The organism is Nocardioides acrostichi (genome assembly GCF_015319165.1).
In the GTDB taxonomy this organism is placed as follows: domain Bacteria; phylum Actinomycetota; class Actinomycetes; order Propionibacteriales; family Nocardioidaceae; genus Nocardioides; species Nocardioides acrostichi.
The window spans coordinates 472,154-486,805 of record NZ_JADIVZ010000002.1 but is presented as its reverse complement, the minus strand read 5'-3'; the positions used below and the strand labels follow the sequence as shown (position 1 = coordinate 486,805).

Annotated in this window: 14 protein-coding genes; 7 read left to right on the top strand and 7 right to left on the bottom strand. The window is 70.8% G+C overall.

Annotation, left to right across the window (positions count from 1 at the left end; all coding sequences use genetic code 11):
* Positions 1 to 83 precede the first annotated feature (83 nt).
* Positions 84 to 584: a type III secretion system chaperone family protein gene (locus tag ISG29_RS07165; protein ID WP_194502677.1), complete on the bottom strand. Its 501-nt coding sequence runs from the start codon at positions 582 to 584 to the stop codon at positions 84 to 86.
* A gap of 22 nt (positions 585 to 606) precedes the next feature.
* A complete protein-coding gene (gene mshA / locus ISG29_RS07160) occupies positions 607 to 1,854 on the bottom strand; it encodes a D-inositol-3-phosphate glycosyltransferase (RefSeq protein WP_194502676.1) in 1,248 nt (415 codons plus the stop codon).
* Positions 1,855 to 1,948: 94 nt separating this feature from the next.
* On the opposite strand from mshA, the gene ISG29_RS07155 reads away from it, so the two are divergent.
* Positions 1,949 to 2,716 (top strand): SDR family oxidoreductase, encoded by a 768-nt coding sequence (locus ISG29_RS07155; protein ID WP_194502675.1) that lies wholly within the window; start codon positions 1,949 to 1,951, stop codon positions 2,714 to 2,716.
* Between the two features lie 254 nt (positions 2,717 to 2,970).
* Positions 2,971 to 3,660 carry an aspartate/glutamate racemase family protein gene (locus ISG29_RS07150; protein ID WP_194502674.1) on the top strand — a complete coding sequence of 230 codons (690 nt, stop codon included), beginning with the start codon at positions 2,971 to 2,973 and terminating at the stop codon, positions 3,658 to 3,660.
* 15 nt (positions 3,661 to 3,675) lie between these two features.
* Here ISG29_RS07150 and ISG29_RS07145 read toward each other — a convergent pair whose 3' ends face one another.
* Together ISG29_RS07145 and ISG29_RS07140 are read right to left on the bottom strand one after the other, a co-directional pair.
* Positions 3,676 to 4,974: a protealysin inhibitor emfourin gene (locus ISG29_RS07145; protein WP_194502673.1), complete on the bottom strand. Its 1,299-nt coding sequence runs from the start codon at positions 4,972 to 4,974 to the stop codon at positions 3,676 to 3,678.
* A 69-nt stretch (positions 4,975 to 5,043) separates the two neighbouring features.
* Positions 5,044 to 5,517 (bottom strand): PPOX class F420-dependent oxidoreductase, encoded by a 474-nt coding sequence (locus ISG29_RS07140; RefSeq protein WP_194502672.1) that lies wholly within the window; start codon positions 5,515 to 5,517, stop codon positions 5,044 to 5,046.
* A 130-nt stretch (positions 5,518 to 5,647) separates the two neighbouring features.
* Here ISG29_RS07140 and typA point away from each other — a divergent pair, with 130 nt between their 5' ends.
* Positions 5,648 to 7,543: a translational GTPase TypA gene (typA, locus tag ISG29_RS07135; protein WP_194502671.1), complete on the top strand. Its 1,896-nt coding sequence runs from the start codon at positions 5,648 to 5,650 to the stop codon at positions 7,541 to 7,543.
* A gap of 26 nt (positions 7,544 to 7,569) precedes the next feature.
* Here typA and ISG29_RS07130 read toward each other — a convergent pair whose 3' ends face one another.
* Positions 7,570 to 8,301, bottom strand: a complete 732-nt coding sequence (locus tag ISG29_RS07130) for a TetR/AcrR family transcriptional regulator (RefSeq protein WP_194502670.1) — start codon at positions 8,299 to 8,301, stop codon at positions 7,570 to 7,572.
* Positions 8,302 to 8,476: 175 nt separating this feature from the next.
* Here ISG29_RS07130 and ISG29_RS07125 point away from each other — a divergent pair, with 175 nt between their 5' ends.
* The 4 genes from ISG29_RS07125 (at position 8,477) to ISG29_RS07110 (ending at position 12,393) form a co-directional block, all read left to right on the top strand.
* Positions 8,477 to 9,322, top strand: coding sequence for a 3-hydroxybutyryl-CoA dehydrogenase (locus tag ISG29_RS07125; RefSeq protein WP_328828303.1), 846 nt, complete (start codon positions 8,477 to 8,479; stop codon positions 9,320 to 9,322).
* Positions 9,323 to 9,410: 88 nt separating this feature from the next.
* Positions 9,411 to 10,457 carry a FecCD family ABC transporter permease gene (locus ISG29_RS07120; protein ID WP_194502668.1) on the top strand — a complete coding sequence of 349 codons (1,047 nt, stop codon included), beginning with the start codon at positions 9,411 to 9,413 and terminating at the stop codon, positions 10,455 to 10,457.
* Positions 10,457 to 11,551 (top strand): FecCD family ABC transporter permease, encoded by a 1,095-nt coding sequence (locus tag ISG29_RS07115; RefSeq protein WP_194502667.1) that lies wholly within the window; start codon positions 10,457 to 10,459, stop codon positions 11,549 to 11,551. The genes ISG29_RS07120 and ISG29_RS07115 overlap by 1 nt, the downstream gene beginning before the upstream one ends.
* Positions 11,548 to 12,393, top strand: coding sequence for an ABC transporter ATP-binding protein (locus tag ISG29_RS07110; RefSeq protein WP_194502666.1), 846 nt, complete (start codon positions 11,548 to 11,550; stop codon positions 12,391 to 12,393). Before ISG29_RS07115 ends, ISG29_RS07110 begins: the two co-directional genes overlap by 4 nt.
* Positions 12,394 to 12,460: 67 nt before the next feature.
* Here the strand turns inward: ISG29_RS07110 and ISG29_RS07105 are convergent, their stop codons facing one another.
* On the bottom strand, positions 12,461 to 13,561 hold the full coding sequence (locus ISG29_RS07105) for an ABC transporter substrate-binding protein (protein WP_194502665.1): 1,101 nt from the start codon (positions 13,559 to 13,561) through the stop codon (positions 12,461 to 12,463).
* On the bottom strand, positions 13,545 to 14,579 hold the full coding sequence (locus tag ISG29_RS07100) for an ABC transporter substrate-binding protein (protein ID WP_194502664.1): 1,035 nt from the start codon (positions 14,577 to 14,579) through the stop codon (positions 13,545 to 13,547). Before ISG29_RS07100 ends, ISG29_RS07105 begins: the two co-directional genes overlap by 17 nt.
* Positions 14,580 to 14,652 lie beyond the last annotated feature (73 nt).

Below are 14,652 nucleotides of genomic sequence, written 5' to 3'. Positions count from 1 at the left end.
GGGCGTGCGGGCCCCAGGGGTGCGCGTGTCGACCATCCGGGACTGCCCACGCCGCCGCACAGCGGCGTCGCCTGATCCTGCGATCAGGCTCCCGGCTCCTCGCCCGTCTCCAGCCACCCGCGGAACGCCTCGAGGTTCGCGGTCGACTCACCGCGCAGCCGGCGCCACTCCCACTCCTTGCGGATCGAGCTGGCGAAGCCCAGCTCGAGGATGGCGTTGAACGACTCGTCGGCCTGGCTCAGCACCGCGCCGAGCAGCCGATCGAGCTCGTCCGGCTCGACGGCCGACAGCGGGAGGCGCGCATCGAGATAGATGTCGCCGTGGTGGTCGAGGGCGAAGGAGACGGCGTACATCTTCAGGTTGCGCTCGAGGAGCCAGCGCCACACGCGCTCGTGGTTCTCGTCCGGACGCCGGCACACGAAGGCGTGCACGCCGAGCGCGTGCCCGCCGACGTCGAGGCGGACGGCCGTCTGGAGCTTCTTCTCACCCGGCAGCGAGAACGAGAAGACGCCGGGAGCCGACTCCTCGAACTCGATCTCGGCCTCGGTGAGGTACTGGCGGACGACGTCGACGCCGTCGGTCATGCGGACTCCTCGCGGTTCGGGGTCAGGCGCGCATCAGGTGCGCCGCGCGTTCGTAGGCGGCGCGCGTCGCGGCAGCGGTGGACTCCCAGGAGAACACGCAGGCCTGCTTGCGCGCGCCCTCCCGCAGGGTGTCCAGCAGCTCCGCGTCACGCAGGACGCGGTCGATGCTGGCGGCCCAGTCGACGGGGTCGTGGCTGTCGACGAGCAGCCCGCTGCGGCCGTCGCGCACGACCGTGGTGAGCCCGCCGACGGCGGCCGCCACCACGGGGGTGCCGCACGCCTGCGCCTCGGCTGCGACCAGCCCGAAGGACTCGTTGTACGACGGCACGGCCACGAGCGTCGCCGCGGCGTACCACCGGGCGAGCTCGGACTGCGCCACGGGCGGCACGAACCGCACGACATCGTCGAGCCCGAGCTCCCGCACGAGGCCGGCCAGGGCATCGGGATGCTCGAGCCCGGAGCCGGAGGGGCCACCGACGACCGGCACCACCAGGCGCTCTCGCAGCTCGGGTCGGCGCCGCACCAGTTCGGCGGCGGCACGCACCAGCACGTCGGGCGCCTTGAGCGCCTGGATCCGGCCGGCGAAGAGCAGCACGTCGGCGTCGACGGGCAGGCCCAGCTCGCTCCGGACGGCGGCGCGGTCGCGGGGAGCGAAGACGTCGAGGTCGACGCCGGGGTGCACGACCTCGACCCGCCCGGGGTCGGCGTCGTAGAGGTTGATCAGCTGCTTGGCCTCGAGGTCGGTGTTGGCGACCAGCAGATCGGCCGCCTCGACGACCTGCTGTTCACCGATGACCCGGGCGGCGGGCTCGGGGGTGTCACCCTCGGCGAGCGCCTCGTTCTTGACCTTGGCCATGGTGTGCATGGAGTGCACCAGCGGCACGCCCCACCGGTCGCGGGCCAGCGCGCCGACCTGCCCGGAGAGCCAGTAGTGGGAGTGCACGGCGTCGTAGTGACCCACCGGGTGGCCTGCCTCGGCGCGCAGCACCTCACGAGCGAAGACGCACAGCTGGCCGGGCAGCTCGGCCTTGGTCAGCCCCTCGAACGGGCCGGCGTGGATGTGGCGCACCAGCACCCCGTCGCTCGCCTGCACCACCGGCTCCTGGGCCGAGCTCGTGGCGCGGGTGAAGATGTCGACCTCGGTGCCCAGCGCAGCCAGCCGTTTGGCGAGCTCGATGACGTAGACGTTCATGCCACCCGCGTCACCGGTGCCGGGCTGGTCCAGCGGCGAGGTGTGCAGGCTGACCATCGCCACGCGCCGCACGCCCATGCCGCTCCTCTCGCTGCCCCCGCCCAGGAGGGGGCTCCAACCCGGGCCAACGCCGCCGTGCCAGCCGACATTCCCGTCGTGCTTGCATAGGCACATGAGTGAGTCGACCAGCCGCCGACTGGCGGTCGTGACGGGTGCGAGCAGCGGCATCGGGGCGGCGACGGCGCGCGCCCTGGCGGCGTCCGGCTTCGAGGTGGTCTGTGCCGCGCGGCGCACCGACCGGATCGAGGCGCTGGCGGCGGAGATCGGCGGGCGGGCGGTGGCCTGCGACGTGACCGACGAGGCGTCGGTGGCGGCGTTGGCGCAGGCCGTGGGTCCGCGACTCGAGGTGCTGGTCAACAATGCCGGCGGCGCCTTCGGCTCCTCGCCCGTCGCACAGGCCGACTCCGCCGAGTGGCGGGCGATGTTCGAGGTCAACGTGATCGGCCTGATGCAGGTCACCCGGGCCCTGCTGCCCGCGCTGCTCGCGGCAGGAGCCGAGGGCGATACCAGCGTCGTGTGCAACGTCGGCTCGACCGCAGGGCGGGTGGCCTACGAGGGCGGCGGCGGGTACACCGCCGCCAAGCACGGCACCCAGGTGGTGACCGAGACGCTGCGGTTGGAGCTGTTCGACCAGCCCGTGCGCGTGTGCGAGATCGCGCCCGGCATGGTCCGCACCGACGAGTTCGCCCTCGTGCGCTTCGGCGGCGACCAGACCGCGGCCGACCGCGTCTACGAGGGTGTGGCCGAGCCGCTGGTCGCCGAGGACGTCGCCGACGCGATCAGCTGGATGGTCACCCGGCCCTCCCACGTCAACATCGACTCCCTCGTCATCCGACCCCGTGCCCAGGCCGCCCAGCACAAGGTCCATCGCCAGTCCTGAGCGCAGCGAAGGAATGAAGGCGATGGAGGTCGAGCAAGCCCCACGACCGACGAAGGAGGTCGTGACGGGCGCGCGGAGACCCAGTCGAGAAGCTGGAGATGAGAACGCGGCCGCCACGACCGACGAAGGAGGACGCGGCCGGCGACCTCACCGGGGCTCGACATCGCTCGCTTTCGACACGCTCGACCCACTGGCTGGCGCTCGCTGCTCGACCACCGGCGTCGGCTGCCCGGGGCCAGTGACAGACTGACGCCATGAAGACGATCGGACTCGTCGGTGGGATGAGCTGGGAGAGCAGCGCGGCCTACTACCGCGATCTCAACCGTGGTGTGCAGGAGCGGCTCGGTGGGCTCTCGTCGCCCAAGCTGGTGCTCAGTTGCGTCGACTTCGCCGAGCTGACCTCGCTCGAGGACGCGCAGAAGTGGGACCAGATCGGAGACCTGCTGGCCGACGCGGCGCGCGGCGTCGAGCGCGCGGGCGCCGATTTCGTGCTGCTGTGCACGACGACGTTCCACAAGGTGGCCGACCAGGTGGCTGCCGCGGTCGAGGTGCCGCTCGTGCACCTGGCCGACGTCGTCGCCGAGGCCGTGAAGGCCCAGGGCGTGTCGACGGTCGGGTTTCTCGGCACCGAGGTCGCCATGAGCGACTCGTTCTTCCGTGAGCGAATGGCCTCCCACGGCCTCACGGTGATCGTGCCGGACGCCTCGCACCACCAGTGGCTCGACGACGCGATCTACCACGAGCTCGTGCACGGCGAGGTCAAGACCGAGACGCGGCGCACCGTGGTCTCCCTCATCGACGAGCTCTGGGACGCCGGCGCCGGCGGCATCCTGCTCGGCTGCACCGAGCTCGAGCTGCTCATCAAGCAGGCCGACGCCGAGATCCCGGTCTTCCCGTGCACCACGCTCCACGTCGACGCGGCGCTCGACCGCGCCCTGGCCTGAGCACTGCTCGGTCGGTCAGGGCCGCAGCACGAGAGCGACGAGCTGCTCGAGCTCCTCGGTGAGCTGTTGCTCGGCGACGCGGGCCCGCACTCCGCGCACGTGCATCTCATAGACGTACCGGTCGGGCTGCGGTGGGGCCGGCGTGAGCCCTAGCAGGCTCACTCGATCGCAGAGCGCGATCGCCTCGGGCACTCGCGGGTCGTCGGAGTCGAGGTCGACCACGCCCTCGGCTACCTGGCCGGCGAACCCACCCGTGCGACGCACCCGCACCGATCGGGCGGCCGGGGTGTCGGAGGACGGCACCGTGGTCGCCGCCCCGGGCTCCACGCCGACCTGACGCCAGGCGCCGGCCACGGCGTCGGCGTGCTCGCCCGCCGCGGCGACCGTGGCGGCCGCGAACGCCGCGAAGTCGGCGTCCGGGCCGACCTGGCCCCCGATGAGCGCGTCGTACCAGATGCGGCCCGCCCCCTCCCAGGACGTACCGCCCACGGCGAGGGCCGCGAGCTGGAACGCCTTGTTCGGGATGCCGGAGTTCAGGTGCACGCCGCCGTTGTCGTCGGTCGTGTCGACGTAGTCGCGCATGTGGCCGACCTGGGGATCCTGACCCAGCTTCGGGTCGTCGTAGGCCGTGCCCGGGTTGGCCATGTCGCGCAGCGCGCGGCCCTGCACGCCGGGCAGGAAGATGCCTTCGCCGATGAGCCAGTCGGCCTCGGCCGGCGACTGGTCGCGCAGCCGTTGCTTGAGGCACGCGGCGGCGACGTCGGACATCGACTCGTTGAGCGCGCCGCTCTGGCCTTCGTAGGTCAGCCCCGCGGTGCGCTCGGTGACCGCGTGCGTGAACTCGTGGCCGAGCACGTCGACCGGCTTGGTGAACCGGTCGAACACCTGGCCGTCGCCGTCGCCGAACACGAGCTGGGTGCCGTTCCAGAACGCGTTGTCGTAGTCCTGCCCGTAGTGCACGGTGAGGACGACGGGAGCGCCGGCGCCGTCGAAGGAGTCGCGGCCCCACACCTCGGCGTAAAGGGCCAGCGAGCCGGTGATGCCGACCGCGGCCTCGTCGACCGCTGCATCGCCCGACTCCGCCTCGCCCGCGGCGCGCACCACCTGGCCCGGCAGCGTCGTGCTCCCCGCGGCGGTGTGCACCACCCACGCGGGGCCTGGCGTCACCGTTGCCGTCTGTGCGGGCGCCGGGCCGGGCCGGGTGCCACGCAGCTGGCCATCGAGCCCGAGAGCCCCGGCACGACCGAGACGTTCTTGGAGGAAGGGCGGCACGAAGGTGCAGCGGGGGTGAGGCTGGGCGGGTCCGAGAGTCATGGCTCCAGCATGCCCCCAGCCACCGACATCGAGGTTGGCAGCGAGCTCGTGGGCGACCGGCCGCCCCGCTCAGCCCTGCGGGGCGCGATCGGGCGGGAAACCGCCCGTGGCGATGGGCCCCCAGTGAGTGGGCGTGATGCGGATGAGCGACTTGCCCTGCCGACGCATGGCGGCGCGGTACTCGTCCCAGTCGTCGTGCTCGCCGGAGATCGAGCGGAAGTACTCGACCAGACCGTCCTCGGCCTGGGGCGAGGGCATGTCGAGCACCTCGGCGATGCCGTCGACCTGCACGTAGGCGTCGTTCCACTCCTGCCCGTGCACGAGCACCGTGCACTCGGGGTCGCGGCGCAGGTTGTTCGCCTTGGCGCGGTCGGGGTAGGTCGCGATCACGAGCTTGCTGTCGGTGGTGACGCCGCCGCTCACCGGCGAGGCCTGCACGCGCCCACCGCTGCGGCGGGTGATGAGCGTGTACTGGTGCAGCGGCCTGATGAAGTGCAGCAGGTCGTTGAGGTCGACGCGGTCCGTGGTCGCGATGTTGGCCATGATTCGAGACTAGGCGCGCGGATTCACCCGAACGGGCTAGGTCTTGCCGAATCGGAGCCGGGGCGGGCTGCCGCCTAGACTCGGAGCGGCCCGCGCCCGGGTCCGTCGTCCCCTCCTAGAAGGCCCCGAGATGTCCGAGACCCGCTCCGCCAGCCTGCGCAACGTCGCCATCGTCGCGCACGTCGACCACGGCAAGACCACGCTGGTCGACGCGATGCTGCACCAGGCCGGTGCGTTCTCGGCCCACCAGGCCGAGGGCGTCGCCGAGCGCGTCATGGACTCCGGCGACCTCGAGCGCGAGAAGGGCATCACCATCCTCGCCAAGAACACCGCGGTGAGGTACGTCGGCCCCAGCGCCCCCGACGGCATGACCATCAACATCATCGACACCCCGGGCCACGCCGACTTCGGCGGCGAGGTCGAGCGCGGCCTCTCGATGGTCGACGGCATCGTGCTGCTCGTCGACGCCTCGGAGGGCCCGCTCCCGCAGACCCGCTTCGTGCTGCGCAAGGCGCTCAACGCCGACATGCCCGTGGTGCTCGTGGTCAACAAGGTCGACCGTCCCGACGCCCGCATCGCCGAGGTCGTCGACGAGACCTACGAGCTGTTCATGGACCTGCTCGACGACTCCCACTCCCAAGACGCCCTCGACTTCCCGGTGGTCTACGCCTCGGGCAAGGCCGGCGTGGCCTCGCTGGAGCAGCCGGACGACGGCACCCTGCCGGCCGACAGCAAGGATCTCGAGCCCCTCTTCCGCACGATCCTCGACACCATCCCGGCGCCGAAGTACACCGACGGCGCGCCGCTGCAGGCGCACGTCACCAACCTCGACTCCAGCCCCTTCCTGGGCCGCCTGGCGCTGCTGCGCATCCACGAGGGCGAGCTGCGCAAGGGGCAGACGGTCGCGTGGATGCAGCGCAGCGGCTCGGTGAAGAACGTGCGCATCACCGAGCTGTTGATCACCGAGGGCCTCGAGCGCAAGCCGGGCGAGGTCGCCTACGCCGGCGACATCGTGGCCATCGCCGGCATCCCCGACATCACCATCGGCGAGACGCTGGCCGACCCCGAGAACGCCGTCGCCCTGCCGTTGATCCACGTCGACGAGCCGGCCATCTCGATGACCATCGGCACCAACACCTCGCCGCTGGTCGGCCGGGTCAAGGGCGCCAAGGTCACCGCGCGTCTGGTCAAGGACAGGCTGGACGCCGAGCTCATCGGCAACGTCTCGCTCAACATCCTGCCCACCGAGCGCCCCGACGCCTGGGAGGTGCAGGGCCGCGGCGAGCTGGCCCTGGCGATCCTGGTCGAGCAGATGCGCCGCGAGGGCTTCGAGCTGACCGTCGGCAAGCCCCAGGTGGTCACGAAGGAGATCGACGGCAGGGTGCACGAGCCCACCGAGCGGCTCACCATCGACGCCCCCGAGGAGCACCTGGGCGCGATCACCGAGCTGCTGGCCACCCGCAAGGGCCGCATGGAGACCATGACGAACCACGGCACCGGCTGGGTGCGCATGGAGTTCATCGTGCCCGCCCGCGGCCTCATCGGGTTCCGCACGGAGTTCCTCACCGAGACCCGCGGCACCGGCATCGCCCACCACATCTCCGAGGGCTACGAGCCGTGGGCCGGCGAGATCCGCTCGCGCAACTCGGGCTCGCTGGTGGCCGACCGCAAGGGCGCGGCGTCCGCGTACGCGATGACCTCGCTGCAGGAGCGCGGTGTGCTGTTCGTCGACCCGACCACCGAGGTCTACGAGGGCATGATCGTGGGCGAGAACTCCCGCGCCGACGACATGGACGTCAACATCACCAAGGAGAAGCAGCAGACCAACATCCGCTCCGCGACCTCCGACAACTTCGAGAAGCTCATCCCGCCGAAGAAGCTCTCGCTCGAGCAGTGCCTGGAGTTCTGCCGCGAGGACGAGTGCGTCGAGGTGACGCCGGAGTCGGTGCGCATCCGCAAGGTCGTGCTCGACCAGAACGAGCGGGCCAAGGTCGCCTCGCGGGCGCGCAAGGCCGCCAAGGGCTGAGCCCCGGCCGACTGCGCCCGCGGCCGTCAGACCGCGCGGTGCACGAGGCCCGTGACGAGCAGGTCGAGGCCGCCGGCGAACTGCTCGGTGTCGTCGTGCGCGGCGAACTCCTCCCCGATGGAACGCAGCCAGTCGAGCCCCTCGTACTCGGGGCCCTGCCAGGAGTCGGCGAAGGTGCGCAGCTGCTCCTCCTTCGAGGTGCCGGGGTCGGCGTGGGCATCCTGCGACATCATCTCGGCGCTGACTCCCATCACGTAGCCGATCACGGCCGTGCTTCCGATGAACTGCTGCTGGGGCGAGAGGCCCATGACGGCGAGCTGACGACCCAGGGCGTCCCAGAAGCGCATGCCCTCTACCCGCCCGGCGCCCACCAACTGGGACTGAGCCGCCAGCCACGGGTGTGCCATGAGCTCGCCGAACAGCGCCATCGCCAGCCGGCGCACGCCCACCGCACCGTGCTGCACAGCTTCTGGGAGGCCGTCGAGGTCGACGTCCATCGGGGGCGAGGAGAACTCGGCGTCCCCCACCCCCAGATCGACCGCCCGACCGAAGAGCACGTCGCAGCACAGCTCCATGAGCTCGCGCTTGCCCTCGACGTACCAGTACACGCTGCCCAGCCCGCCTCCGAGCTCGGCCGCCAGGCCCCGCAGAGTCAGGCCCGCCGCACCCTCGCGGTCGAGGACCGCGATCGCGGTCTCGACGATCTGCTCTCGGGAGTGCGTGGCTCGGCGCGGACGCCGGGGGGCGCGTGCAGGCATGCCGGCACCCTAGTGGCGCGGGCACGAAATCACTGAACGGCTGGTCGCGACCCGGCCATGCACCGCGCACCATCAGCCGTGCCGCGAGATGCCCGTTTCTCCTACTCGCGGGTACTGGATACCGTCGAACCGGAACCGAGTCCCACGGGGACGAGATGCAGGTCGAGGAGGAGCAGTGGAGCGAGTCGGAGTGGTCGGGTGCGGCCTGATGGGTGCGGGCATCGCGGAGGTCGCGGCGCGCAGCGGCAGCGAGGTCGTGGTGGTCGAGGGCGACGACGCGGCGGCCGGGCGGGGCCGGACGCGGCTGGAGCAGTCGCTCACGCGGGCCGAGAGCCGCGGCAAGATCGAGTCCGCGAGCGAGGTGCTCGGCCGCATCCGCGTCGTGACCGACCTCGAGGCCCTCGCCGACCGCGAGGTCGTCGTCGAGGCGATCGTGGAGGACGAGGCGGCCAAGACGGCCCTGTTCCAGCGGCTCGACGAGATCGTGAGCGACCCGGAGGCGATCCTGGCGAGCAACACCTCGTCGATCCCGATCATGAAGCTGGGCGTGGTGACCTCGCGCCCGCAGCAGGTGATGGGCATCCACTTCTTCAACCCGGTGCCCGTGCTGAGCCTGGTCGAGCTCGTACCCTCGCTCATGACGGCCGAGGCGACCACCGAGCGCGCCCGTACCTGGGTGCAGGAGACGCTCGGCAAGCAGGCGATCGACTGCCAAGACCGCGCCGGCTTCGTCGTCAACGCGCTGCTCGTCCCGTTCATCCTCTCGGCGATCCGGATGATGGAGTCCGGCTTCGCCTCCGCCGAAGACATCGACCGCGGCCTCGTCCTCGGCGCCGCACACCCCCAGGGCCCGCTGGCCCTGGCCGACCTCATCGGTCTCGACACCACCAAGGCCGTCGCCGAGTCGCTCTACGAGGAGTTCAAGGAGCCCCTCTACGCCGCTCCCCCGCTGCTGGCGCGCATGGTCGACGCCGGCCTGCTGGGCCGCAAGACGGGCCGCGGCTTCTACACCTACGACTGAGGCCCCGCTCGCCTCGATGTCACGGAGTCCGACGCCGATCGCGGCACGATAAGGTTAGCCTGACCTAACTGATGTCGGAGGAGAGTGCATGTCGGCTACTCCCGCGCCCGTGGCCGCCGCGCCCGCCCAGCGTGCGCCCGCGGTGACCCGAGGGAGCCTCGTCGGCCTCGTGGTGCTCGGCGGCCTGCTCGTCCTCGCCTGCCTGCTCAGCCTCGCGGTCGGCAGCAGGAGCATCCCGCTCGGCACGGTTCTACACGTGCTGCTCCACCCCGACGGCTCGGACGCATCGATGATCGTGCACACCCTGCGCGTGCCGCGAACCGCCCTGGGCCTGGCCGTCGGCACCGCCCTGGGAACCGCCGGCGCACTCATGCAGGGACACACCCGCAACCCACTCGCCGACCCGGGGCTGCTCGGCGTCGAGGCGGGGGCATCCTTCGCGGTGGTCGTGGGCATCTACGCCTTCGGGATCACCCAGCTCTCCGGTTACGCCTGGTTCGCCCTCGCCGGGGCGGGTCTGGCCTCCGCCGCCGTCTTCGCCATCGGCTCGAGCCGTGGCGGGCCTAACCCGGTCTCGCTCGTCCTCGCCGGGACAGCCGTGAGCGCCCTGCTCTACTCCGTGGCCCAGGCGATCCTGCTCCGCGACGTCGACACGCTCGACGACTACCGGTTCTGGGCGGTCGGCTCGGTGGCCGGACGCGATCTGGACGTCCTGCTCGAGGTGCTGCCCTTCCTGCTGGTCGGCATGCTGTTGGCCGCCGTCAGCGCCTCGACGCTGAACCTGCTCCAACTCGGGGACGACGTCGCCGCCTCGCTGGGACTCCACCCGATGCGCCATAAGGTCGTCGGGATCCTCGCCGTCATGCTGCTCACCGGCGCGGCGACCGCCGCATGCGGTCCGGTCGGCTTCGTCGGCCTGGTGGTCCCACACGTCGCCCGCTTCTTCTCCGGCGTCGACTATCGCTGGGTGCTCCCCTACTCCGCGCTCATCGGCGCCCTCCTCGTGATCGCCACCGACATCCTCGGCCGAGTGGTGGTCCGGCCGGCCGAACTCCAGGTCGGCATCGTCATGGCGTTGGTCGGAGGTCCCGTGTTCATCTGGCTCGTCCGTCGCTCGCGGATGGTGCGCATCTGATGAGTGAGCCGACCGCCGCGCCCATCGCGCCCTCGCGGCCCGGTACCCTGCGCCTCGGAGTCCTCTCGTGGCAGGTGCCGCTTCGCGCGGGCGCCGTCAGCCTGGTCGGCCTTCTCCTGCTGGCCGTCCTGGTCGCGGTGGACCTCTCCCACGGCGACTTCCAGATCCCCCTCTCCGAGGTGGTCTCCACGCTGCTCGGAGGCGGCGACACCGGGCAGCGCTTCATCGTGCTGCACCTGCGGCTCCCCCAGACGCTCGTCGCGGTCCTGGTCGGGCTCGCACTCGGCCTGGCCGGCGCCATGACGCAGACCTTCGCCCGCAACCCGCTGGCCAGCCCCGACATCCTGGGCGTCAATCAGGGGGCCGCGGTCGGCGCCGTGGCGGTCATCGTCATGACGGGGTCGACGGGCAACGATGGGGGCCTGCCCTCCGGCCTCCTCCAGCAGGTCGGAGTGCCCATGGCGGCGTTCGGGGGCGGCCTGGGTTCGGCCGTTCTGCTGTACGCGCTGTCGTGGCGGCGCGGCATCGACGGTCAGCGACTCATCCTCATCGGCATCGGTCTCTCCTTCGTGCTCACCGCGCTGACGTCCTACCTGCTCGTGCACGCCCGCATCCAAGACGCCGTCTCCGCTCAGGTCTGGCTCAACGGCTCACTCAACGCGCGCGGATGGGACCAGGCCTGGCCGCTGATATGGACGCTCCTCGCGTTGGTCCCGCTCGCGCTGCTCCTCGCGCACCCGCTGAACGCGCAGCAACTGGGCGACGATCCGGCTCGAGGGCTCGGTGTCCGTCTACAGACGACCGAACTGTTGACCCTGCTCACTGCCGTGGGGCTGGCCGCGGTGGCCGTGGCGGCGGTTGGCCCGCTCTCGTTCGTGGCGCTCGTCGTGCCGCAGATCGCGCTCCGCCTGGTCGGGGGCTCACGCCCCCCGATGGTGGCCTCGATGGTGTGGGGGGCGTGCCTGGTCGTGACCTCCGACGTGGTGACCCGCGTGCTCTTGACATCGGTCCCGGCCGGCCTGGTGACCTCGGCGGTCGGTGCGCCCTATCTGATCTGGCTCCTGCTCCGCTCCAATCGAAGGATCTCGACATGACGACGAACCCGACTCAGGGCACCCGACTGCGCGCCGAGTCCGTGACCGTCGGGTACGGCGAGGAGCCGATCGTGCGCAACCTGACACTGGCGATCCCGGACGGCCGCGTGACGACGATCGTGGGCCCCAACGGATGCGGCAAGTCCACGCTCCTGCGGACCATGGCGCGCCTGCTGACCCCGACCAGCGGGTCCGTGCTGCTCGACGGCGGCCCGATGCACGACCTCGCCACCAAGGAGGTGGCCCGCAGACTCGCGCTGCTGCCACAGAGCCCGGTCGCGCCCGACGGCCTGCTCGTGCGCGACCTGGTCGCCCGCGGAAGGCATCCCCACCAGCGCTGGTTCAGCCAGTGGTCTCGCCACGACGAGGAGGTCGTGACCGCTGCCCTCACGATGACCGACACCGCACATCTCGGCGAGAGGCCGCTGGAGAAGCTGTCGGGGGGTCAGCGACAGCGGGCGTGGATCGCGATGACCCTGGCGCAAGACACCGACCTCGTGCTGCTCGACGAGCCCACCACCTATCTCGATCTCGCCCACCAGATCGAGGTGCTCGACCTCGTCACCCGTCTCAATCGCGAGCGGCAGCGCACCATCGTGATGGTCCTGCACGATCTCAACCTCGCGGCCCGCTACAGCGACCTCATCGTGGCCATGAAGGACGGCACGATCGCCGCCACCGGCGCACCCGCCGAGGTCTTCACCCCGAGACTGCTGGACGACACGTTCGGCCTCTCCGCCGACGTCGTGCCCGATCCCCGGACTGGCCTGCCCCTCGTCATCCCGATCTCCCACCGCTCCTCCGGCCTGCCGGACGCGCGCTCTCACGTGTCGCACTCGTGACCGCACCACCCCGGCCACGCCCTCTCGCACCGGGACCAGGCAGAGGGCCGGCCGTCTCGGCGCCCGCTCAGTCCCTGACGGCCGGGACCGCGGTCTGCGGGTCGCCGTCGACGGCAGCCGAGAGCTGGGGCACGTAGCGCTCGACGAGGTAGGGGATGCTGAGCGGCGTCACGAAGCTGTGGGCGACGTAGTAGTCGGGACTGTCGTCGCCGTTGATGTCGAACCAGCGGCCCTCATCGTAGGCGGTCGTGCCCTCCCAGAGGCGATCGATCTGCTTGTCACCGCTGTAGTCGATCCACACCACGGCGCCGGCATCACCGAGGTCGGTGGTGCGTTCGCTGCTCAGCGAGATGCCGAACTCGCTGTCGTCGGCACCGGTGATCAGGGGATGCAGCGTGAAGCCGAGCTGGGTCAACAGCTGGGAGCGAGGATCCTCGGGCCCGTAGATGAAGAGCCCCTCGTACGGCGTGACGACGGCCGCGGTCTCGCCCTCGAACTCGGGGTGGGCTGCGGCCGCCTGGGAGATGCTCTCCTTCGCCGCGTCGACCAGGCGCTGCGCGGCCTCGGGCTTGCCGATCGCGGTGCCGAGGGTGAGCGCGGCGACGTCCCAGGGGGTGCCGTAGTCGGCGTAGTCACCGTTCTGGGCGACGACGGGGACACCGAGGGCGGAGAGCTTCTTGTAGTCTGCCGCACTCATGCCGGAGTACTGACCGATGATGAGGTCGGGGGCCAGTGCGGCGACCTTCTCGATCTCGATGCCGTCGCTGTCCTTGAGCACTGTCGGCGGATCCGCCTCACCCAGGTAGTCCTCGGCCCAGGGGTAGATGCCGTGCAGGCTCTCGTCGCCGAACCAGTAGGTGATGGCGACGGGCACGGTGCCCAGTGCCATCAGCGTGTCCTGGTCGGTGAGTCCCACGCACACGACGCGCTCGGGAGCTCGGTCGATCGTGGTCGAGCCGTACTTGTGCTCGATGGTGACGGGGAAGGCTCCGTCCTCGGTTCCGTCCTCGGTTCCGTCCTGGGTTCCGTTCTCGGAGTCTGCGCCACCCGAGGGCCCGGAGTCGTCGGCACCGCTCCCGCAAGCGGCCAGCCCGGGGGCCAGGGCGAGGAGGGAGAGTCCGGCGAGGAATCGCCGGCGGCCCGTCGCGATGTCAGGAGGGATAGGCACGTGGTTCCTTTCCTTGTGATGCTGCCTCGAGCATCGGAGTCAGGCGCTCGAGCAGGTAGTCGAGACTGAGCGGGGTGCTGAAGTAGGTGGCACCGGCCATCACCTCGTCGGTGTAGACGGCCCGGTTCTCCGCGACCGCCTCGAGCAGGGGGACGGTGCCGAAGTCCTGCAGCTGGTCGAACTGCTCACGGCTCTCGGTGGCGAAGACGATCACGTCGGCGTCGATGAGCCCGACGTTCTCCGCCGAGATGAGCGCCTGGGAGTCCGAGTCGGCCGCGAACTTCTCCAGCCCCTTGGTCATCGTGAATCCCAGGTCGCTGAGGAACTCGGTGCTCAGCCCATCGGGATAGACGTAGAGCTGGTTGTCGGAAGGGCCACCCTGGGAGAAGGTGGCGGTCATGCCCTGCCACTGCGGGTGGTCGGCCGCCACCTCGGCGTAGCGTTGGGCGACGGCGTCGACGATCCGGTCTCCCTCGGCCTCTCGCCCCACGGCACGGGCGATCTGACGCACCTGGTCCCGCCAAGGCGAGAAGTACCGGGTGGATCCGGGCACGCTGACGACGGTGGGCGCGATCTGGGAGAGCGTCCGGTAGTCCTGCTCGGTCATCCCCGCGTTGACGCCGATGATCAGATCGGGATCCAAGGCGGCGATCTTCTCGATCTCGAAGCCGTCGCTGGTGGTCAGAACCTCCGGATGGGCGCCGTCGAGCAGGTCGTGGGCCCACGGCCAGGTCGCGTCGGGCTGGTCGCCGTACCACTCGGTCACCGCGACCGGCACGATCCCCAGCTGGAGAAGGACGTCTTGTTCGGTGACGCCGACGCTGACCACACGCTGCGGCCGAGCCGGCACCACGGTCTCGCCGAAACGATGTTCGACCGAGACCGGGAACACCGCATCGTCCGAACTCGCGGACGCCGTCTCCTTGGCTCCTTCCGTGCGATCGGCGGATCCGCACGCCACCGCGGCGGTCACCAGCACCATCGCGCACACGGCGCGCAGGAAGCGAGACACGATCATGGGACGACAACCTCTCATTTTTAGGTAAGGCTTACCTTACACAGTTGCCTTCGGTCCAACCGCCCTGACCGCC